The organism is Priestia megaterium (assembly GCF_009497655.1).
Taxonomy (GTDB): Bacteria; Bacillota; Bacilli; order Bacillales; family Bacillaceae_H; genus Priestia; species Priestia zanthoxyli.
Window position 1 is genome coordinate 3,705,681 of sequence record NZ_CP023317.1, and the last position, 20,511, is coordinate 3,726,191.

The following is a 20,511-nucleotide window of genomic DNA, read 5'->3' on the forward strand; positions in this document are numbered from 1 at the left end:
TTATGAATACTTATTCATAATCATAACAAGAAAATAACGGATTTCCTACGAAAAAATTCCAACATTTCTGTTTGCTTCAACTTTTGATAGGGTACACATTTTGTAATGATTATTAACTGAAGATCAAGGAGGAAGACAAGCATGACAAAAAAGCACCCTGTAAATGAAAAAAGCAAGCAAGAACAGCTCGAGCAGTTTAAAACAGACGATCGAAACCAAGCGCTCACAACCAATCAAGGGTTAAAGCTTTCCGAAGATGAATTTTCTTTAAAAGCAGGCGAACGTGGTCCAACCCTTATGGAAGACTTTCATTTCCGTGAAAAAATGACGCATTTTGACCACGAGCGCATTCCTGAACGCATCGTTCATGCACGAGGCTTCGCTGCTCACGGAGAATTTGAGCTGTATGACTCGCTCAGTGAATATACAAAAGCTAAATTTTTACAGAATCCGTCTGTAAAAACACCTGTATTTGTCCGTTTTTCTACTGTAGCAGGTTCTAAAGGTTCAGCTGAAACGGTTCGCGACGCACGTGGTTTTGCAACAAAATTTTATACAGAAGAAGGAAACTATGACTTAGTTGGAAATAACATTCCCGTGTTCTTTATCCAAGATGCGATTAAATTCCCGGATTTAATTCACGCTGTTAAGCCTGAGCCACACAACGAAATGCCTCAGGCGGCTTCAGCACATGATACGTTTTGGGATTTTGTCGCTAATAACCAAGAGTCTGCCCACATGGTCATGTGGACAATGTCAGACCGTGCAATTCCTCGCAGCTTGCGTATGATGGAAGGCTTCGGCGTACATACTTTTCGCTTAGTTAATGCGGAAGGAAAAGCTCATTTTGTCAAATTCCACTGGAAGCCTGTGCTCGGCACGCATTCCCTTGTTTGGGACGAAGCTCAAACCATTTCTGGGAAAGACCCTGATTTTCATCGCCGCGATTTATGGGAGTCAATTGAAAACGGAGACTATCCTGAATATGAGCTAGGGCTTCAAATCATAGCTGAGGAAGATGAATTTAAATTCGACTTTGACATTCTCGATCCAACTAAGCTTTGGCCAGAAGAAGACATTCCCGTCAAATTGGTTGGAAAAATGACCTTAAATCGAAATGTAGACAACGTATTTGCCGAAACGGAACAAGTCGCATTCCATCCGGGGCATGTAGTACCGGGAATTGATTTTTCCAATGATCCTCTCTTACAAGGAAGATTGTTTTCATACACGGATACCCAGCTTATTCGTCTTGGCGGCCCGAATTTTCACGAACTTCCAATCAACCGTCCAGTGTGCCCGTTTCATAACAATCAACGCGACGGTTACGGACGTCAAACGATTAACAAAGGGCCTGTCAGCTATCACAGAAACTCTCTTGCAGCCAATACGCCGGCTCCTGTACCAGAGTCAGAGGGCGGTTATTCTCACTATCAGGAAAAAGTGGAAGGAAGAAAAGTTCGAAGCCGAAGCGAAAGTTTTAAAGACCACTTTTCACAGGCAACGCTATTTTGGAATAGCATGAGCGACCCTGAAAAAGAGCATATTATCAGTGCTTTCAGCTTTGAGCTTGGAAAAGTGAAAAGCAAGTCTGTTCAGCAACAGGTTGTTGATATGTTTGCCAACGTCAGTACAGTGCTAGCTAAACAAGTGGCACAAGCGATTGGTGCAACGCCTCCATCAGGAGAAGACGCGCCAGTGACCAAGTCGTCTCCGGCTCTTAGTCAGGAACAGACGATTAAAAAGCCGAATACGCGTAAAGTAGCTGTCATTGTAGCTAATGACTTTAGCGGTGACCTACCACAAGTGTTAAACAGTTTAAAACAACAGGGCATTCAGCCTGAAATTGTAAGCACAACCCTCCAAAACGTAAAAGGAACAGACGGGTCAGAACTTGAAGTACAGCACACGTTCTTAACAAGTGATTCTGTCTTATTCGATGCGGTTTATGTTGTCGGAAGTTCGTCAGCTGATGAGAAGTTTCGTAAAGAAGCACTGACGTTTGCTCAAGAAGCATTCGAGCATTTTAAACCAATTGGCGCCACAGATGAAGGTGTTAAGTGGCTAAAAGCTGCTGGCTTAGATAGTAGTCCCGGTGTCGTAACTGGAGATTCTACACGTTTTACAGATGAATTTGTTGAAGCTGTTTCAGCTCACCGCCACTGGAATCGTCACGTTATATAAATGACAAAAAAGATAGGGATCTTCCCTATCTTTTTTACATGGAGTCACAGCAATTGAAGAAAAGCCGATTTTTTGCTTATACTAGATAATGCACCTTAGATTTTCAGGAGGCAAAAGGAAGACATGCTCACAAACAAATCATCTTACTTTTTACAATTAACGAAACGATTCAAAAAAGCTGCAACGGCAAATTCAGTTATCCTTGGAATTTTGTTAGCTATTGTGGGAGGTTTTCTTGATGCTTATACGTATATAAGCAGAAACGGAGTATTTGCAAATGCACAAAGTGGAAATATCGTTTTATTAGGTGTAAAGGCAGCACAAGGTCAATGGACAGAAGCTTTTCTTCATATTCCGCCTATTTTAGCCTTTATCCTAGGCGTTGCTGTAACCGAAACATTTAAGCAGCCGCGATTTGTATCTGTACTCCCTGATACTTCTCGTATTGTATTGCTTTTAGAAATTGTCGTACTCATTATTGTTGGGTTTTTACCACCTAGTGTTCCTAATATGTTGGTTACAGTAACAATTTCATTTGTTGCTGCTCTTCAAGTTTCTTCATTTAGAACTTTGATAAAATGGTCATATAATACAACAATGACAACTGGAAACCTTCGTACTGCTTCTCAAGCAGCATACTATGCTATATTCAAACGCGACGAAAATGCTGCTTATCAGTGCCTTCGTTTTACGGCCATTATCCTCTCTTTTTTAAGTGGTGCGTTGTTAGGCTCTATTTCTACTTTCACCCTCGGAACAAAAGCAATTTGGCTAGCTTCTGCTATTCTTTTTCTCGCTTTTGTCATTTTAAATTCAGAATCTCAAAAAAGCCTTTGAAATCAATGATTTCAAAGGCTTTTTTATTAAACGGATTTTCTAAATGCCATGACATGCAAATCTTTTACCGGATAAAAATCGTTATCAGGAAAGCGGACGTAACCTCTTTTAGTGTACAGCTTAATGGCATGTTCCATTGAATGATCTGTATGTAAACCTAAATAAGAACATCCTAGCTCCCGAGATTTTTTTTCACACGCTTCAAGAAGCGCATTGGCGACTCCTTTTCGGCGATGAGATGGAGCAACTGCCAGCAGACGAATTTCAGCCCATGGAAATGGTTTTAATAACCCTCCATATACATCCGTATTCGGCGGATAAAACAAAACGCTTCCTGCCATTTCTCCATCGATTTCAGCTACCATGCATTCAAATTTTTTTTCTTCACTCAGGGTATGTAAAATTCCCTTTCGATATCTTTTCCAGTGTGCTTCCGATTTTACAGCTGCATATTGCTCATAAGCAGCAAGCGTTACTGTTTCAATAGATGATGTTTCTTCTTCTCTAGCTTTTCGAACGATCAATTTTTTCTCCTCCATTTACCTTCTTCGTTAATTCTTATTGTCTATGGTGAAGAATGTTTATGCAACACATTTGCATTGCGAAACAGCTTCCTTTGCATATATTTAATCCGTGCATTATGGTTTCTAAAGCAGTCTTTGTGCTGAAACTCTGCTTGTCTTCATATACATATAAAGAGATTCATAGACAAGGATGAGACAGCATGTACAAAAAATTAATTGCAATTGGAATTGGCAGTATGTTTGTTAGTATTGGAATTAACGTTTTTATTCTTCCGCTTCAGCTTGTAACAGGAGGCATTACGGGAATTAGCTTAATCATTAATTATTTACTTGGCTATAAAGTAGGCGTGATGATTTTTTGCTTAAACTTGCCGATTTACCTTCTCGCTCTAGGTTTTAACCGCTCTTATTTTTTAAATGCTATCTATGGCATGGTTCTCTCAGCCGTTATGATTGATTTGCTGTTTCCGCTTCACGGAATTTTTCACCTTCCCATTATCTTAAGCGCTTGCCTTGGAGGCGTTTTTAACGGAATTGGAACTGGCATCATGCTCCGGCAGCACGCAAGTCAAGGCGGGGTCGACTTATTTTCTCTGATACTTGCAAAATGGTTATCTTTAAACCCTGGCATCATCATTTTAGTGATTGACGCATCTATTATTATTTCAGGTATTTTACTGCTTCAAAACGATACAGCTATTTATTCATTATTCATTGTTGTATGCTCTGGTATAGTGACCAGTTTAATTACGTCATTCAAACGCATCATCGTCTATGTATAAGGAAAAAGCCTCGAGACATGCGTCTCGAGGCTTTTCTTTATTTGTCATTTAAGAATTCTTGCAGCGCTTCTTTATTTTTATCTAAATCAATATCAAGCACCATACCAACGCCGCTATACGTTTTGTTTTCAAATGATCCGTCTAAAGGCAGTCGTAGGCTTTGAACGTCTTTCATGTTTCCTGTTACCACATCTTTAGCTAGAAGCATCATGCTTTTTGTATCTAAATTTGTATCGATGTAAGGATCCATTACGCCGAGAAGCTTCGGTATTTTAAACACGCTGTTTAGGCTTGCTACTTCATCTTTGAGCTTTAAAACGACTTCTTGCTGGCGCTGAACGCGTCCAAAATCACTCATGTTATCATGGCGAAAACGTACGTAGCCAAGCAACTGTTCACCGTGTAAAACTTGGGTACCTTTGTGAAGCGTCATACCAATTCCCGAAGACATATCGTGAGGCACGGTTACTTCAATGCCATCAGGCGCAATCGTATCTACAATTTTTGAAAATCCTTCGAAGTCCACAACTGCATAATAGTTAATATCAATATCAAAATTTTGTTTGATCGTTTGACGCAGCAGCTCAGGACCTCCGAACGCGTAAGCAGCATTCAGCTTTTGCTTGCCGTGTCCTGGAATATCCACGTACATATCCCTCATAAGAGAAACAATTTTCGGGTGTTTGCTTTTAGAATCGTAGTGAGCAATTAAAATAGAGTCTGTACGAGAATGCTTTTCCCCGCGCGAGTCACTTCCTAACAGCAGCATATTTACTTCTCCGTTATTCGGGAGACTGCCTTGAAACTGTTCAAATGTCGTGCCGTCATCCGCAAATTTACCATCGCTTGCTATCGATAGCCCTTGCTTATATTGGAAATAGCTGTATATGCCCCCAACGATAATAAAAAGGAACAACAAAGCAAAGAACACTCTGCCCCATCGAACTCTTCTTCTTCTTTTGCGTCTTGTTCGCTCCACGTTTCTGTCACCAGCTTTCTTTTTCAATGAAGTTCTCATAAAACAAGCAAGTAGCTAAGCTTTTAAAAAGCTCCTCTACTTGCTTGTTTGGATTGTATGGTGTGAAAGCTTACATTATTTTTCTGTTTCTTGGTCTTTTCCATACATGTATTTTGATGGATCGACCGGTTTAAAGTCATCTAATTTATTAAATCGTAATAAATCACCGTATAACACTTTATCAGAAAGTTCTAGCTCTCTTCCAACTTTCTTTTTATAAGCTTTCGCTTCGTCTGTTGCTGTGATTCTTTCTCCTGTGTTTGTATCGTAATACTTGCCGTCAATTGACGTGTATTTCGGAGAAACATAATCACCGTTTCTAAATGCTACTACCTGATCATGGTCTTTTGATAATAAATCTGTACCGAATTGAACATACTCTTTACTATCAATTCCCACTAGGTGAAGAAGCGTAGGCACTACGTCAATTTCACCGCCGTACGTATGGTTTACTCCACCTTTTACACCTGGTACGTGAAGGAAGAACGGTACGCGTTGAAGCTGAGCGTTTTTATATGGCGTGATTTTCTCGCCAAGAACTTTTTCCATTGCTTTGTTATGATTTTCAGAAATACCGTAGTGGTCACCGTAAATCATAATAACTGAGTTGTCATATAAACCTGAAGCTTTTAGCTCTGTAAAGAATTCTTGCAGTGATTCATCCAAATAACGAGCCGTTTGGAAATAACGGTCTACCGTTCCATCTCCTGTGTTCGCCGGTTCAATGCTAGCATCACCTTTATCAAGAACGAATGGGAAATGGTTTGTTAATGTAATCATATGCGCATAGAACGGCTGCTTCAATGACTGTAGCATTGGCATAGATTCTTTGAAGAATGGCTTATCTTTTAATCCATAGTTTACTTTGTTATCACCAGTCATATTGTAATAACTTGCATCAAAGAATTTATCCACACCGAACTGTTTGTAAATTTCATTACGGTTCCAGAACGTTTTATAATCTCCGTGTAACACAGCACTTGTATAGCCGCCCTCTTGATCTAAGATCGCTGGTGCTGCTTGGTACGTGTTGCGGCCTTTTAAGCTAAATGCTGATCCTTGAGGCAAGCCATATAATGACGTATCCATCATAAGCTCTGCATCAGCTGTTTTACCTTGTCCTGTTTGATGGAAGAAGTTATCAAAATACATAAATTCATTTCCATTTGCTAATGAATTTAAAAACGGCGTTACTTCTTGTCCATTTAACTTGTAATTAATTAGGAATGACTGAAATGATTCTAGATGAATTTTAATAATATTTTTTCCTTTTGCTTTACCCGCATACTCAATATTCGGAGCTGCATAGTGACTTGTACTGAAGTTTTTCACTGTTGTTAAGTCATCACTGCTTGCGAATGCTCGTTGCTTTGAGTTTTGAAACGTTTGAACTGCATCATACACCGTGTAGTTGTATGCTCCTAAATATTTCACTAGGTAGTTGCGATCAAATGTTCTTGTTAATAATTCAGGGCGATCTTTTTCAGCATAGTGCAAGTTAATTGCAAATGCGACAGCTCCTGCCGCTAACACCATGAACGTATAGCGGAATTTAAGACGTGCTTTTGGCCATTCGATTTTTCTAACAAACAATAGCGCAATCAGTAAAATGATATCTACAAAGTAAAAAATATCGTGAGCTTTTACTAAATCAGCGATACTGCCTCCTAAATGACCCACATTGCTTGTTTGCGTTAAAGTAGGCAATGTCACAAAGTCATTGAAGAATCGATAATATAAAATATTGCTGTACAAAATGACCGTCATGATTGTACTAAGGATAAGCGTCCAAACGATGGCTCTTTTTCCTTTTGCAAACAATGCTAACCCTAAAAAGATCAAAGTTGAACTAATTGGATTAATAAACAATAACGTTTTTTGCATTGAGTCACTTATATCTAAGTTGAACTCCACTTTGTAAGACATGTAAGACTTGATCCACATGAATAAAACCGCTATAAAAAAGTAAAACAACGGCTTTGAAAATAGTTTTTTCATTTTCAAATTCCTTTCACTAAAAAGTAGAGATTTCATGTTCAGCTAACCTCAGGAAAGTCCCCTACATTAAATCGTAACGGTTAAGTCCTGCAAAAGATTACCTGAAAATGATTCAATTTGTCAAACAATATCATCTTCATCTCTTTTTTTAGTCATCTACAAAATTTACATTTTAACTTGTAATCTCTTATTTTTTATCGTGATGTTAATATTACACAATTGTTAATTTGTAAATTTTGTTCTCCCTATATTGCATACATATTAATTTACCACATTTCTGCTCTGCAATAAAAGTATTTTTATTTTATTAGGCATAATATTTCACTTGCTGAATGAAAAGGTACTATTGTACTGGACGGTATTCTTCGCTTACTGTTAGGACTAGTAAAAATAGACTTATCTATGCTTAGTCTTTATCTTCATCAACAGCTATGCGGTCTCCTTGTGCAAAAGGCTGTGAAATCACAAGAAACTCAATCTCCTCACTCGAACGATTCATCATTTGATGAAGAATCGAAGGAAATACTTCTACTCCTTCGTGTGCTTTTACATCGTAAATAACTCCGTCTATTTCTAGAGCAGCTGTTCCTTTTAGTACAAAGAAAAATTGATGTGCTTTCAAGTGATAATGCCTTACCTCTTCCGTATAAGGGGGCATGCGCTCATGAATAATACTTACGTCTTTATTTTTCACTAGGTGCCACCCATCGCATTTTCCTCCCCACACGTAGTGTTCTGCGTTTTGCTTACTAACTTTCATGACTAGCTCCCCTTTTTCTAATAAATGAACACCTGCAGATGAAATAGAAATTCTATGTGATCTTTTTTATCCTGCTATTGGAAATATTTTTTTCAGATGAAGGTTTTGGCTTCAAAGTAAAAAGCATTCCTAAAAAGATCAAAACAATGCCTGCAAGCTGCAAAAGCGTAGGGCGAAATCCCGTGAATGCTGTATCTAATAAAATGGCAACGGCTGGATCTAAAAACACCAGAACCGAAATCACCTGAGTTTTTAAATAGCGCAGGCTGTCGAAAAACAAATAATACACTAAACCAGTATGTACAAAGCCTGTTACTAAAATAGATGTCCAGTTGGCCGTTGTTAGGAAATGAAAATCAGTAAAATGAACAAACGGCAATAATAGAAAAATTCCTAAAAAAGTCTGAAGAAATGTAACAGCATAAGCACTCGTATGAATAATGCCTTTACCAAGCAGCGTCGTGCATGCATAAAACAAAGCGGCTAAAAGCGCCCAGAGTATTCCTGAAGACATGAAGCCGTCAATCGTAAGTTGCTCCACTCCAATAATTAGAAGTGTTCCTCCAAAACAAATGAAGATAGACATCACGCCAAGAACCGTTAATTTCTCCTTAAACATAAAGCTCCCCAGAAGCAATACTAAAACGGGTGCAAGATGATAAATAGAAATAGCAACCGTAACGGACATCATTTCAAATGCTTTAAATAGAAACACCCAGTTAAACACAAGAAATATCCCACACAGTAAAATCTGCTTTATTTCTTTAGCATTCCATTTTTCCCTTTTATATTCACCCGTTACGAACCAGCACATTCCGAGAAAAAGTGTTGCACAAATACAGCGAACAAATACTAAGTCAAAAGAAGGCAGTCCAGTTTGTGTGGAGAAAAAGCCAATTGAACCAAAAATACTCATTGAAATCATCATTTTCACCATTGGCTCTGCTTTCATTCTCTCACCTCACTTTCAGAAAACTATTACTATTCAAACATAAAGAAGCCCATTTGTAAATTAATGGTTCAAAAGCGCTATTCCATGAAAAAGCAAAAAGCGCAAAGACACGGGATCAGTCCCATCGTCTTTGCGCTTTTCTGTCTTTCTTTTAATCTTCAACCGGGAACCAGCCTGGTGTGTTAATAACGGCTTGCCACAGCGGGTCAGGAATCACAAGCTTTTCCTGATCTTTTTTGCTTAATGTTGTCACAATTTCATTTTCACGGCCTTCTTTTACTTTTTGAACCCAGTCTGGATCCATAATTAATTCGCGGCCAATCGCAAGCAGTGGAATGCCCGTTTCAAGAGCGGCTGCTGCTTCGGCTGCTGTATGAATAGAACCTACGCCCATTACAGGTACACGGCTTCCTACTCGCTCTTGAATAATTTCAATACGTGAACGAGTATCTTCCACGCCTCGGCGCGGTTTTGACCAGAATTCCATTAGCGATACGTGAAGGTAATCAAGGTCTTTTTCTGCTAGTGCATCGACTAACTTCAACGTATCAGCCATTGTAATTCCTGGCGTTTCAGGCTCTTCTGGCGAGAAGCGATAGCCTACTAAAAATGATTCTTTTGCATGCTTAGAAACGGCTTGCTTTACTTTGTCTACGATTGCAAGCGGGAATGTTAAGCGTTTTTCTACGCTGCCGCCCCATTTATCTTCGCGGCGATTAGAATGCGGAGAAAAGAACTGCTGAATTAAATAGTTATTTGCTCCGTGAATTTCAACTCCGTCAAATCCTGCTTCAATGGCACGGCGCGTCATTTCACCAAAATCGTGAATAATGCCTTCAATTTCTTCATTTGTTAACTCTCGAGGTACCGGAGCTCCTTCTTGTTCTGCAGCAACAGCACTTGCGCTAACAACCTCTCCATTTGGAACAAGCTCAGGCGGACACATGCGGCCTCCGTGAAAAATTTGAAGAACTGCTTTTGCTCCTTGATCTTTAATGGCTGTTGCTAATCGACGCAGGCTAGGAATCATTTCATCGCTGTCTGCAGCAAACTCTCCGTGAAATCCTTTTCCGTTCGCCGTTCCGTATGTACATGCTGTAATGACCATGCTAACACCTTTTGAACGTCGTACGTAGTAGTCTACTTCTGCATTTGATACTGTCCCATCTTCATTTGATGAAAAATTTGTCATAGGAGCAAGAATAACGCGGTTATCTAATTTGATGCCATTTGAAAAAGTAAATGGCTGTAAAAGCGGCTCATACTTTTTATTTGTCATTTTATTTCCCTCCAAAAATGATACGGTCAAAAATAGTGGCATATTATAGGTAGAGACTGTTTTCTTTCCTATAATATGTGTCATTTAAAACTGTAACTTTAAAATATACTGTGATTTTAATCTGTACAGTTTTGCCTGTCAAAGAATAAGACTTTCTAACACAAAAAAGCACTCATATACTGAGTGCTTTTTTATCATTGCGAAAGAGGTTCCTGATTATACATAAATGATTTTACTTTTACATATTGAGCTTCTAACTCTTGAAGTGTCAGTTCGTATAGATGCCGATTTCCTTTTTTATAAATACCAAAATTCAATAGCGCATTAATAAACCAATTTTTCTTATGTTCCGTTTCAGGCTGTGTATGTTGTTTCACGATTTCCACCACCTAAGGTTCTCTCATTTTAATTTTGCAAAGCATTCGCTTTTACATAAATGATTTTACTTCTATACGATGAAAAAACGGTGAAATAGAAAGCTTTTTCATTTTAAATTTCCGCAGCAGGACCCGTTATTTTTTTACGTCTCTTCACACCTGCTAATATTTTTTCAATATAATAAATAACAATAATAAAAACTGACATAATAGCAAAATAAGTACCGATTACAACAAAAGGATTTGGACTTTCAAAGCCGCTTTCTTTTCCTTTCATTCCTCTTTCCGGACCTCCGCCATCGTGATCAAAGTTTGGACGTTCGTGACCAGCAGATGCCGTCGCAGAAGATTTGTTCTCGCTAAATGAATGGCGATCAAAATTCGGCTTCCCACCGCCTTTTTGCGGCATATCTGAGGAACTTACATTCAGTACTCTCGCTACTCCTCCAAGTTTTCCAAGAAAACCCGTTTCATTTATTTCGTATATGCCAATGACTAACAGCGCAGCGGTTGTGAGCTTAGCTGCTATGCTCAAGCTTTTCTTTGACTTTTTGAATTTCGTCATATTTTTACATACATTTATAACCCATTGCCAATGAAGACCTATGTGAGCGGCTACTAAAATTAACACTAAAAATGATACGGAAATATGCGAAACCTTAAACCACTGTTCGTTCCCAACATTAATATTTGGAAATACTACTCTTGAAATAAAAATACCGCTAATCATAATAAATGACATCGTAATCAACAGCATGATATTTAAAAAGTAACCGAACTTTGTTCTGCGCGGAAGCCTGCGGTCAAATAATTTAACCGTAACTTTCTTTACCCACTGCCAGTTTAGCAGCACGTGGGTAAAAAAGGCGACGGCAATCGCCAACCCCGCAATTTCATGAAATGTTAACCCTCCCAATACTTGCTTGTTAAAAAACAAAACAAACGTAACGGCCATTAAAAGATCCAGTCCAAACCGGACGTACATCATCTTTTTCACTCTATTCATTCTCCTCACCTATGTATTTGTCAAAACAACTCCTTTTTTATATTTCTTAATGTAAGCAGAGTTGGTGAAAATTAGGTGAAACGACTGATTTTTTTACCAAAATAACCAGTCCTGAGTTCTATAAAAGTAGAATGGAATCATTTTTGCTTTTTCGAAAATAGCTGTTGACAAAGAAAAAAGAAGCACGTATAGTAATGGTTATTCATCAAGAACTTTCAGATTTTAATCAAAAACACAGCGATTGGGAGTAGTAAAAGCTTATTATTCGGTCAAGAGAGCTACGGGTTGGTGTGACGTAGTCCAATAATACTTTGAACTCGCCCAGGAGTGGTAATTCAGAAAGAATGCAGAAGTGTTCTCTAAGTTTTAACGTCTAACCTTCGTTATCAGGTTTTAAGCAGGGTTCTTTAAGAGCCAACAAGAGTGGTACCGCGGTTAGCTAAAGCTTATCGTCTCTTCTCTCATTTGATAATGAGGTAGGAGACGATAAGCTTTTTTTATTTTATAAAAAAGTGGAGGGAAAAGTCATGAAGAAGGACAACCAAGGTTTGCAGCGAACAATGACTTCACGTCACATTATGATGATGGCGCTAGGTGGAGCAATTGGCGCTGGTTTATTTAAAGGAAGCAGCTCGGCTATTGATATGGCAGGACCATCAGTTATTATTGCCTATTTAATTGGCGGAATTATTTTACTATTCATCATGCAAGGTCTTGCTGAAATGGCGGTTCGAAATAGTGAAGCACGAACGTTTCGTGATTTAGTTCAGTCGATTTTAGGAAGCTATCCCGCTTACTTTTTGGACTGGATTTACTGGAAAATGTGGGTGTTAAACATTGCAGCTGAAGCCGTTGTAGCCGCTATTTTTATTCAGTACTGGCTTCCTGATTACCCAATTTGGATGCTTGCTTTAGGCGTATCCGTTATTGTTACAGCCATTAACTTGCTTTCAGTTAAAGCATTTGCTGAAACGGAATACTGGTTAGCTTTAATTAAAATCACGGTCATTGTGATCTTTATTATCGCTGGACTTTTATTATTGTTTGTATCATTCGGTCATCATACCGCAGCGGGTTTTTCAAATTTAAGCGATCACGGCGGTTTTTTCCCAAAGGGACCAACCGGGCTAATTACGGCGATGTTAGTTGTCATCTACTCATACGGTGGAACTGAAATCATCGGAGTAACGCTAGCTGAAACAAAAAACCCTGAAAAAGTAGTACCTAAGGCTGTGCGCAGTACATTAACGCGTATCATTGCTTTTTATCTGTTCCCGTTTTTTATCATCGTGAGCTTGATTCCTTGGAATGAAGTGAACGGCGTTTCTCAAAGTCCTTTTGTAATGGTATTTAAAATGATTGGCATTCCCGGAGCAGATCATATTATGAATGCCGTGATCTTGTTAGCCGTTATTTCTTCTATGAACTCAGGACTTTACGGTTCATCACGTATTTTGTATACGCAAGCAGTAGACGGTCGAGTGCCGAAGATATTTTCGAAACTTTCTGTTAACAAAGTTCCTGTCTATGCAATCTTAATGTGTACATCATCCCTTTATGTGGGCGTGTTGATTTCCTTATTTGCAGGAAGTAAGACATTTGATTATTTGATGGGATCTTTAGGGTATACGGTATTGTTTATTTGGTTGATTATTGCGATTGCACACTTAAAGTCCCGCAAAGTTCAGCCAGAAGCATCGAGCAGCTACTCTGTTAAATGGTTTCCTTATACAACGTGGGCTGCCCTTATTGCACTAAGCGCTATTTTAATTGGTGTTATCTGCACAACATCCGTTGTTATTACGACTATTACATTAGCTATCTATTTATTTATTACAGCTACGTATATCTTTAAAGGTCGTTTTTATCAATCTTCAGCAGTCAAGCACGCTAAATAAAAAAACGCCTCCTTTGAGTCATCAGAGGAGGCGTTTTTTTATTTAAAATGTTAAGTACCAATAGCCAAGTGCAAAGCCGATATAGTTACCAATAATATAGCCAAGCGTTCCTACTACCAAGATAGGACCAACCAAACTTCCCCATCCTTTAGCAATCGCCATCGCGCTTGCTGTCGTAGGTCCCCCTACCGTTGCATTGCTCGCCAGTAAAATATGTTCTAACTCAATTTTAAATACTTTTCCTAAAAGCAGCCCCACTATTAAATTACTCATCCCCACAATGAGCACAAATAGAATCAAAAGAGGTGCTTTTTCAACAATTAATGGAATGGACGCCGGCACTCCAATGACAACAAAGAAAATATAAATGAAGTATGTGCCGATTTCTTGGCTTCCGCTAATGTTTTTAAAATAAGAAGGAAACAGATAAATGACAAGAAACGTAAGTGTGGAAAGCAATAAGTATTTTTCGCTCAAAATAGTATGTAATAACGTTTGAACTACGGAAGCATTTGGACCGGCTGGAATGATTGTTCCAAACCATTCGGCTAATTTAAAAGATACAACCACTAGAAAAAATGATGTACCAATGGAAGCCGCCACGTCTTTTAACGAAATTTCTTTTTTTGCCCAATATTTTTCTGCAAGCGTATGACGATCATTTTCTCCATATTGCCTGGCCTCTACTTCTTGAATATGAGGTGTCTTAAAATGTTTCCTAAAAAACTTCATAGAAGGAACAAACATATACACGGCAAACAGTAAAGCCATGACCATATTATCAGCAACCACCGTCGCGGAAACCATTTGACTTGATGGTTCAAATTTGGCCGTAACGGTAGCAAAGTTAACCCCTCCACCTACATAAGAAGCGCCAATAGCAGCTGCAATTTTTGCTAGTTCAGGAATATAATCTTTTAACAACAAGAAGCCTGCTGTGCTCCCTATGACCGTTCCTACTGCACAGATTAAGAAAATAAAAAGCAGTTTCCGGCTTTCTTGAAATAATTCTTTCATATTGACTTGAAATAACAATAATGGAATGGCAAGCGGTACTAGATACGCCCAAACCGCATCATAGACTGGAGACTCTGTTGGAATAATTTTTAAATTTGATAGGATAAGCGCTCCTGCTAGCGCAATAATAGCTCCTGACAGAAAAGAAGCCCACTTATACTTTTGTTCGAGAAAAATACTAACAGAAGCCCAAATCGCTAGAATTCCCCATAGTGCCCACGTATCATCAGCTTGAATAATAGTAAAAATCACGAGCTACTCCTTTCTTTCTTTTTAAAGAAATATAATTTTCAGAAAATATACCTTTAAATTTTATCAATATATGCCAAATTCCGTCAATCCATAAAAAAAAGCTTTCCACTCTAAAAGTGGAAAGCTTTTTTTTATTTGCGAATCAGAACCGGAATCTGCTGCTGAATCTGCTGCAAAGGAGCGCTCGTTTTTTCTGTTAACGAACGCAAAATACCGCCTTCTATCAGACAGTTGATTACAACTGCAAGCTCTCCTGCTTGCTTCTCTTGAAATCCGCTCTCTATCATTTTTTCTCTAAAAAGTTTTTCCCAATCTTGAAAAGCCACATAGCAGACTTCGCGCAGCGGTTCATTAATAAGCGCCGTTTCTCCAGCCATCAGTCCAACAGGCATACCAGCAATACTTTCTTCGTGTTCAAACTGCTTGGACAATTCTTCAATAAAATACTGAATAGCCTGTGCCGCGTCAGAAGATTTATTTAAACTTTCTTTAATTTGAACTTGGACGTATTTATTCGTATATTGAACAGCGTGAATCGCCAGTTCTTCTTTCCCTTTTGGAAAATAATAATAAAGAGACCCTTTTGGCGACCCGCTCTCTTTAATAATTTGATTTAATCCCGTTGCATGATAGCCTTGCAGCTGAAAAAGCCGCGATGCTGTTTCTAAAATCTTATCGCGTGCATTTGCTTTCTTCACAAAACGATGCCTCCCCTATATAATAAGTGGTTTCTATAACACTACTTATCATATAAGTAAATGAAATTTTTGTCAAAATAAAGTGAATATTTTACCATTTATTTTTCCTTATTTTCATTTCTTATGACCTAATAATTGTTTTTCTTACTTCTTCCGCTAACGGTTGAAGAGGCGTAATAATACGGTCGCTTACCTCCTCCGCCGCTTCTACCATCGAGAGCTGCGCCACTGAAACAACAGTGTTATGCTCTTTTATTAGCTCATCTAAGACATGTTTCACCTTCTGTTTATACTTCTCTAGGTTTCCAGTCATTACTAGTTCAAAAGCACCTTCTATCACAACAGGGTGAACTTTTATCTTTACATTTTGATAAAATGCAAATTCGTCTAGACGCTTCATCGTTCCTTCTACGGTCTCCGGATTTGTAAACACGATAAGCTGCGGTTCTTCTATTTCACATATTCGGCGAAAATAAGGCTCATCGATTTTAATAATTGGAACATCACTTGTAAATGCTTCTGGTAAAAGAGCAATGTAATTCGTACACGTAAGTAAAATGGCATCCGCTGAACATTCTTCCATCCACTTTAACTGCTTCTCTACTTTTGCACCTGCTGACTCCGCTGCAAATTTAGGATCGGTTTTTACCCGATGTACAAGTCCAGGGTCTACGAAATGCATACAGCTCGCAAACGGCAGCGCTTTTTCTATATAAGAGATGTTCGAATGATGAGCGTGCAGGCAAGCAATTTTCTTCATCGTTTTCCTCCTGTATGATGGTCTTTGAAATACTGAATTAAAAATTCCTGGAACTTTTTCGCAACAGGAGTTAAGTATTTATCCTTGTTCCACGCAATCCCGATTACCCTTGAAGCTGTGTCTTCTTTGAGCTTTATTTTTTTAATGCCTCGCAAGTCCACTCCCTTTATTTCAGGAAGCAAGGCAACCCCTAAATGAGCCGCTACAAAACCAATCACCGTCAAAAATTCTTCTCCTTCAAACGTAATATTTGGGACAATTTCAGCTTCTTCGAACAGCTGATCAAAAATTGTTCGGCTTCCGTATCCTTTTTTTAACGCGATAAACGATTCATGAGCCAACTCTGAAATCGAAAGCACTTGTCTTGAGGCAAAAGAATGCGTATCAGGGACATACGCGTACAGCTCGTCTTTCCATAAATATTCCCACTGAATTCCTGCCCTAGATTCCGTTACGGAAGACATACAAAAATCAATTTCTCCCGTTTGAAGCTGATCGAGCATGATGTTCGTCGCGTTCTCAAAAATTTGAAATTGAACGTTCGGATACTCTTGTAAAAAAGCATGAACTAGTTTCGGAACGGACGAAGCGCCTAATGATTTTAAAAAAGCAAACGAAATGCTGCCGCGATGAGGATGAATCAAATCTGAAAGCTCACGTTTCGCTTCTTCCATTTCGTTTAATACTTTAGCCGTTCGTTCATAAAAAAGCCTTCCGTATCGATTTAAAATAACTTGCCTTCCTTTTCGTTCAAATAGCGGTACGCCAAGCTCTGATTCTAATTTAGAAATTGAGCGGCTGAGCGTAGGCTGCGCAATTGATAATTGTTCCGCTGCATTTGTGAAATGTTCCGTTTGAGCTACAACATTAAAATATTCGAGCTGCTGCCATTCCATTTTTTTCACATCCTTTACTTATTACATAATACTATCGATTTCATATAAATTATACATTGGACGTCATAAAAAATTCATGTTTAAATGAAGAACGTAGCACTTGCCGAAAATGTTATGTGTCTGCATAGAATAAGTGTTGAAAGAAGGAATTCGTTTATGGATGTTTCAATTATTTTAACAATGTTAGCCGTCGGACTGATCTTAGGATTTGTCGGAGCAGGCGGATCAGGTTTTATTATTTCAATTTTAACGCTGCTGTACGGCGTATCTGTACACGTTGCACTCGCAACGGCTCTTACCGCAATGATTTTCTCTTCTTTATCTGGTGCCGTCAGTCATTACCGCGAAGGTAACGTATCTTTAAAATCTGGTATCTCTGTTGGTATCCTCGGTGCATTAGGCGCTTGGATTGGGTCTAACCTTTCATCCTTTATCCCAGAAGGCGAGCTAAAATGGCTCACAGCCGGCATGCTTTTATTATCTGGTGTTTTACTTTGGCTGCGAATGTTTTTATTTTCCCGTCAGCAAAAAGAACGTACTGTTCCAACAGGAGCTAAATTTGTCGTCTACTCTTTACTAATCGGCTTAATTACGGGCGCTCTGTCCGGAATGTTTGGAATTGGCTCAACTCCATTTATCCAGCTTGGCCTTATGATGGTGTTAGGCTTGTCTATTCGCCAGTCCGCCGGAACGACGATGCTCGTTATTATTCCGATTGCAATTGGCGGAGGAATGGGCTATTATCAGCAGGGCTTTTTAGATATCCCGCTGTTGATTCAAGTAGTTGTCGGCACAATGGTCGGTTCATATATTGGAGCAAAATTTACAAATCGTGTACCTGCTCCCGTATTAAAAACGTCCCTTGTAGCGCTGCCTATTTGCTCTAGCTTTCTCCTTGTTATATAAGAAAAAAGCTTGAACTCTTGTTCAAGCTTTTTTTATGTTCATCTGATAAACAAACTGCTTTCCTTGGCTTCCAAAAACATGCCGGTCTGTATCGACAAAGCCGCATCGTTTGTATAGGTGCTGCGCCGCCGTGTTTTTATGGTTCACGCCTAGCACCACTTTATTTTTAGTGCGAAAGTGATGGTTGATAAAAGAAGGAAGAAGTTTCAATGACTTTTTGCCAACTCCCTTTCCTTGATAATCAGGATGAATGGAATAAGACCGTATTAAAAGCGCGCCGGATCCCTCGGTATATTCTTTAACGGCTTCCCCTGCGTCGAGCACGAAAAAGCCGGCTAGTTTGTTTTCTGCCAAAATCAAAACGGGCGTTTTATCTCTTTCCTGCTTACACTTAGCTATAGCTTCAGCGGGAAGTGCCGTGTAAATGAGCTGCTCTTCAGGCAGCGTATAGCTATGTATAGATGACTCGTAGGCTTCACTATAAAACGTTAAGGCTACGTTTTCTTTATTCTCCATTTTCTGCTGGACTCCTTTTCTTTTTCCATAGTATAACATGCACAAAAAAAGCCGCATAAAGCGGCTTTTCCTTTATCTAGCGTCGGATACAACGGTAAAGCGTTCGTTTACATGCTCTCCTCGCTCAATTTCATCAATAACTGCAATGGCGTAATCCGCATAGCTGACATGGCTGTTTCCTTCTGAGTTTAAAATAACATGATCTTTCCCTGTTTTATAAGCATCCGTTCGTTTTCCTGAAGGATTAAAAAATGCTGCTGGGCTAATGAACGTCCAATTAATATCGCTTGTACTTTCTAAGTCTTTTAAATTTTGGGCTTGGTTGTCAGCTGTCGCTTTGTACTCTTTTGGAAAATCAGGCGTATCTGCTAGACGCGTCGTTTTCTCTTCATCTACAAACAAACTTCCTGCTCCTCCTACAACAAGAAGACGAACGTCCGGAGCTTGTTTAAATACATGAATTAACGATTGCCCCGCTTCTACATGCAGATGTTCCTTTCCTTCAGGAGCTCCAAACGCATTCACTACCGCATCGAAACCTTCAATATCGTTTGCCGTAATATCGAAGATGTCCTTTTCCAGTGTACGAACATCCTTTTCTTCTACTTTGCCCGCATCACGTACAATTGCCGTCACGTCATGCCCGCGATTTAAGGCTTCTTTCACGATAAAACTTCCTGCTTTTCCTGTAGCACCTACAACTCCAATTTTCATTTTATAACCTCCAGTAAAATTCTCTATATTTAGGTAATAGCCTTTTTTTGCTATGATAAAACACAGCAAAACGGTTTAAGCAAGATAGAGAGAACAAATTGGATAAATGAGTTAGTATGGATTACTTTTAACACCGCGGTTGATTTCCGTGCAAGGCTTCGCTTTCCGCAGGCGGCTGCTGAGCCTCCTCGTCGCTTATGCTCCTGTGGGGTCTCACCTGTTCCGCTTTTCCCGCAGGAGTCTTCGCCTTACCCTCCAATTAACCGCTAGAAGCACCTACATACACGAATTCTACGTCCTCCATTCATCGTTCGGCCCTGCTCTTCCTTCAACTAAAATACATTTCTTCCAGTCTCTTTTGAAAAAATAAATAAGTGCTTATTCAATTTCAATAAATAACACGTGAGCCATAGAGTGAATCGATTTAATCAATTCTACTTTATTCCCTTTCTTTTTTGCCTTTCCTTTTATTTCAACAAAATAGAGCAGCTCACCTTGATGATGATCTTGGTGAATTTCGTAAGACGAAATCATAATATTTTCTTTTTCAATCTTATCAAGCAGCTCATAAATATCCTCTTGATTTGCTGCACGAAACTTAATTAAAATGGAATGAGTAGAAAGAGATGTAAACATTACGTTCAATATTTCTAAGCCAATCAGCACTAATATAGTTGCGCTAATGCCGACTGTATACATACCGGCCCCAATGGTTAAACCAATTCCCGACGTTGCCCATACGCCTGCGGCTGTTGTGAGCCCTCTAATATGCTGCTTTTGAATAATAATCATACCTGCTCCTAAAAAACCAATACCGCTTACTACTTGTGCGGCCACCCGGCTCGGATCAAGAGCCATATGATCTTGATGAAGCACATCTGAAAAGCCATATTTCGAAATTAGCATAATCAGCGTGCTACCGACAGCAACTAAAAAATGAGTGCGAAACCCTGCTTCTTTAGCTCTAAACTCTCTTTCTAAACCAACCAAAGCTCCTAACAAACCTGATAGGGCTAGACGACTAATAAAAGCTGCGGTCATTCTTTCTCCTCCTTTCTCTTCACTTTTTCACAAATGTACCTATTAACTATTTCTATTTTTGTTATAATTTACTATAACTATTTTTTAAAGTGGAGG

General features: G+C 39.0%; 20 protein-coding genes, 1 pseudogene and 1 other annotated feature. Of the genes and pseudogenes, 5 read left to right on the top strand and 16 right to left on the bottom strand.

Annotated elements, in window-relative coordinates:
• Positions 1-141: 141 nt before the first annotated feature.
• Both CEQ83_RS19010 and CEQ83_RS19015 read left to right on the top strand, forming a co-directional pair.
• Positions 142-2,184 carry a catalase gene (locus tag CEQ83_RS19010; protein ID WP_028415044.1) on the top strand — a complete coding sequence of 681 codons (2,043 nt, stop codon included), beginning with the start codon at positions 142-144 and terminating at the stop codon, positions 2,182-2,184.
• Positions 2,185-2,307: 123 nt separating this feature from the next.
• On the top strand, positions 2,308-3,021 hold the full coding sequence (locus tag CEQ83_RS19015; protein WP_063248327.1) for a YoaK family protein: 714 nt from the start codon (positions 2,308-2,310) through the stop codon (positions 3,019-3,021).
• 26 nt (positions 3,022-3,047) lie between these two features.
• On the opposite strand, the gene CEQ83_RS19020 is transcribed toward CEQ83_RS19015, so the two are convergent.
• Entirely contained in the window at positions 3,048-3,545 is a 498-nt protein-coding gene (locus CEQ83_RS19020) for a GNAT family N-acetyltransferase (protein WP_028415046.1), read from the bottom strand.
• A gap of 200 nt (positions 3,546-3,745) precedes the next feature.
• On the opposite strand from CEQ83_RS19020, the gene CEQ83_RS19025 reads away from it, so the two are divergent.
• Positions 3,746-4,327: a YitT family protein gene (locus CEQ83_RS19025; RefSeq protein ID WP_155017473.1), complete on the top strand. Its 582-nt coding sequence runs from the start codon at positions 3,746-3,748 to the stop codon at positions 4,325-4,327.
• Positions 4,328-4,364: 37 nt separating this feature from the next.
• On the opposite strand, the gene CEQ83_RS19030 is transcribed toward CEQ83_RS19025, so the two are convergent.
• The 7 genes from CEQ83_RS19030 to CEQ83_RS19060 form a co-directional block, all read right to left on the bottom strand.
• Positions 4,365-5,333: an LCP family protein gene (locus CEQ83_RS19030; RefSeq protein ID WP_028415047.1), complete on the bottom strand. Its 969-nt coding sequence runs from the start codon at positions 5,331-5,333 to the stop codon at positions 4,365-4,367.
• 87 nt (positions 5,334-5,420) lie between these two features.
• Positions 5,421-7,343, bottom strand: a complete 1,923-nt coding sequence (locus CEQ83_RS19035) for a lipoteichoic acid synthase (RefSeq protein WP_028415048.1) — start codon at positions 7,341-7,343, stop codon at positions 5,421-5,423.
• Positions 7,344-7,749: 406 nt separating this feature from the next.
• Positions 7,750-8,103, bottom strand: coding sequence for a cupin domain-containing protein (locus tag CEQ83_RS19040; protein WP_028415049.1), 354 nt, complete (start codon positions 8,101-8,103; stop codon positions 7,750-7,752).
• Between the two features lie 52 nt (positions 8,104-8,155).
• Positions 8,156-9,055: a DMT family transporter gene (locus tag CEQ83_RS19045; RefSeq protein ID WP_028415050.1), complete on the bottom strand. Its 900-nt coding sequence runs from the start codon at positions 9,053-9,055 to the stop codon at positions 8,156-8,158.
• Between the two features lie 151 nt (positions 9,056-9,206).
• The gene (locus CEQ83_RS19050; protein ID WP_028415051.1) at positions 9,207-10,334 is read right to left on the bottom strand and encodes an NADH-dependent flavin oxidoreductase; all 1,128 of its coding nucleotides are present in this window, start codon (positions 10,332-10,334) and stop codon (positions 9,207-9,209) included.
• Between the two features lie 194 nt (positions 10,335-10,528).
• On the bottom strand, positions 10,529-10,714 hold the full coding sequence (locus CEQ83_RS19055) for a Fur-regulated basic protein FbpA (RefSeq protein ID WP_033580328.1): 186 nt from the start codon (positions 10,712-10,714) through the stop codon (positions 10,529-10,531).
• A gap of 109 nt (positions 10,715-10,823) precedes the next feature.
• Positions 10,824-11,717 carry a DUF4405 domain-containing protein gene (locus tag CEQ83_RS19060; RefSeq protein ID WP_226313307.1) on the bottom strand — a complete coding sequence of 298 codons (894 nt, stop codon included), beginning with the start codon at positions 11,715-11,717 and terminating at the stop codon, positions 10,824-10,826.
• A gap of 228 nt (positions 11,718-11,945) precedes the next feature.
• Positions 11,946-12,177: a binding site (T-box leader), on the top strand.
• Between the two features lie 67 nt (positions 12,178-12,244).
• Between CEQ83_RS19060 and CEQ83_RS19065 the strand changes: the two genes are divergently transcribed.
• Positions 12,245-13,615, top strand: coding sequence for an amino acid permease (locus CEQ83_RS19065; protein ID WP_028415053.1), 1,371 nt, complete (start codon positions 12,245-12,247; stop codon positions 13,613-13,615).
• Positions 13,616-13,657: 42 nt separating this feature from the next.
• Here the strand turns inward: CEQ83_RS19065 and CEQ83_RS19070 are convergent, their stop codons facing one another.
• The 4 genes from CEQ83_RS19070 to CEQ83_RS19085 all read right to left on the bottom strand — a co-directional run bounded on the left by CEQ83_RS19070 (position 13,658) and on the right by CEQ83_RS19085 (position 17,238).
• A complete protein-coding gene (locus CEQ83_RS19070; RefSeq protein WP_028415054.1) occupies positions 13,658-14,884 on the bottom strand; it encodes a DUF819 family protein in 1,227 nt (408 codons plus the stop codon).
• Between the two features lie 131 nt (positions 14,885-15,015).
• Positions 15,016-15,582, bottom strand: a complete 567-nt coding sequence (locus tag CEQ83_RS19075; RefSeq protein WP_028415055.1) for a TetR/AcrR family transcriptional regulator — start codon at positions 15,580-15,582, stop codon at positions 15,016-15,018.
• A gap of 121 nt (positions 15,583-15,703) precedes the next feature.
• Complete coding sequence (locus CEQ83_RS19080) at positions 15,704-16,342, bottom strand: hypothetical protein (RefSeq protein ID WP_028415056.1); 639 nt, start codon at positions 16,340-16,342, stop codon at positions 15,704-15,706.
• Positions 16,339-17,238: a LysR family transcriptional regulator gene (locus CEQ83_RS19085; RefSeq protein ID WP_028415057.1), complete on the bottom strand. Its 900-nt coding sequence runs from the start codon at positions 17,236-17,238 to the stop codon at positions 16,339-16,341. The genes CEQ83_RS19080 and CEQ83_RS19085 overlap by 4 nt, the downstream gene beginning before the upstream one ends.
• 156 nt (positions 17,239-17,394) lie before the next feature.
• On the opposite strand from CEQ83_RS19085, the gene CEQ83_RS19090 reads away from it, so the two are divergent.
• Positions 17,395-18,144, top strand: a complete 750-nt coding sequence (locus CEQ83_RS19090; RefSeq protein WP_028415058.1) for a sulfite exporter TauE/SafE family protein — start codon at positions 17,395-17,397, stop codon at positions 18,142-18,144.
• A gap of 21 nt (positions 18,145-18,165) precedes the next feature.
• On the opposite strand, the gene CEQ83_RS19095 is transcribed toward CEQ83_RS19090, so the two are convergent.
• The 4 genes and pseudogenes from CEQ83_RS19095 to CEQ83_RS19105 all read right to left on the bottom strand — a co-directional run bounded on the left by CEQ83_RS19095 (position 18,166) and on the right by CEQ83_RS19105 (position 20,415).
• Positions 18,166-18,660: a GNAT family N-acetyltransferase gene (locus CEQ83_RS19095; protein ID WP_028415059.1), complete on the bottom strand. Its 495-nt coding sequence runs from the start codon at positions 18,658-18,660 to the stop codon at positions 18,166-18,168.
• 72 nt (positions 18,661-18,732) lie between these two features.
• Positions 18,733-19,374, bottom strand: coding sequence for an NAD(P)-dependent oxidoreductase (locus tag CEQ83_RS19100; protein WP_028415060.1), 642 nt, complete (start codon positions 19,372-19,374; stop codon positions 18,733-18,735).
• A 50-nt stretch (positions 19,375-19,424) separates the two neighbouring features.
• Positions 19,425-19,622, bottom strand: a pseudogene (locus CEQ83_RS27495) (hypothetical protein); the annotation flags it as partial.
• A 130-nt stretch (positions 19,623-19,752) separates the two neighbouring features.
• On the bottom strand, positions 19,753-20,415 hold the full coding sequence (locus CEQ83_RS19105; RefSeq protein WP_028415061.1) for an MgtC/SapB family protein: 663 nt from the start codon (positions 20,413-20,415) through the stop codon (positions 19,753-19,755).
• Positions 20,416-20,511: the final 96 nt, after the last annotated feature.

What these genes read in the sequence shown, in the direction of transcription:
- CEQ83_RS19010 (WP_028415044.1), top strand. Translation starts at nt 142, where the DNA reads ATGACAAAAAAGCACCCTGTAAATGAAAAAAGCAAGCAAGAACAGCTC.
- CEQ83_RS19015 (WP_063248327.1), top strand. Translation starts at nt 2,308, where the DNA reads ATGCTCACAAACAAATCATCTTACTTTTTACAATTAACGAAACGATTC.
- CEQ83_RS19025 (WP_155017473.1), top strand. Translation starts at nt 3,746, where the DNA reads ATGTACAAAAAATTAATTGCAATTGGAATTGGCAGTATGTTTGTTAGT.
- CEQ83_RS19035 (WP_028415048.1), bottom strand. Translation starts at nt 7,343, where the DNA reads ATGAAAAAACTATTTTCAAAGCCGTTGTTTTACTTTTTTATAGCGGTT.
- CEQ83_RS19040 (WP_028415049.1), bottom strand. Translation starts at nt 8,103, where the DNA reads ATGAAAGTTAGTAAGCAAAACGCAGAACACTACGTGTGGGGAGGAAAA.
- CEQ83_RS19045 (WP_028415050.1), bottom strand. Translation starts at nt 9,055, where the DNA reads ATGAAAGCAGAGCCAATGGTGAAAATGATGATTTCAATGAGTATTTTT.
- CEQ83_RS19050 (WP_028415051.1), bottom strand. Translation starts at nt 10,334, where the DNA reads ATGACAAATAAAAAGTATGAGCCGCTTTTACAGCCATTTACTTTTTCA.
- CEQ83_RS19060 (WP_226313307.1), bottom strand. Translation starts at nt 11,717, where the DNA reads ATGAATAGAGTGAAAAAGATGATGTACGTCCGGTTTGGACTGGATCTT.
- CEQ83_RS19065 (WP_028415053.1), top strand. Translation starts at nt 12,245, where the DNA reads ATGAAGAAGGACAACCAAGGTTTGCAGCGAACAATGACTTCACGTCAC.
- CEQ83_RS19080 (WP_028415056.1), bottom strand. Translation starts at nt 16,342, where the DNA reads ATGAAGAAAATTGCTTGCCTGCACGCTCATCATTCGAACATCTCTTAT.
- CEQ83_RS19085 (WP_028415057.1), bottom strand. Translation starts at nt 17,238, where the DNA reads ATGGAATGGCAGCAGCTCGAATATTTTAATGTTGTAGCTCAAACGGAA.
- CEQ83_RS19090 (WP_028415058.1), top strand. Translation starts at nt 17,395, where the DNA reads ATGGATGTTTCAATTATTTTAACAATGTTAGCCGTCGGACTGATCTTA.
- CEQ83_RS19095 (WP_028415059.1), bottom strand. Translation starts at nt 18,660, where the DNA reads ATGGAGAATAAAGAAAACGTAGCCTTAACGTTTTATAGTGAAGCCTAC.
- CEQ83_RS19100 (WP_028415060.1), bottom strand. Translation starts at nt 19,374, where the DNA reads ATGAAAATTGGAGTTGTAGGTGCTACAGGAAAAGCAGGAAGTTTTATC.
- CEQ83_RS19105 (WP_028415061.1), bottom strand. Translation starts at nt 20,415, where the DNA reads ATGACCGCAGCTTTTATTAGTCGTCTAGCCCTATCAGGTTTGTTAGGA.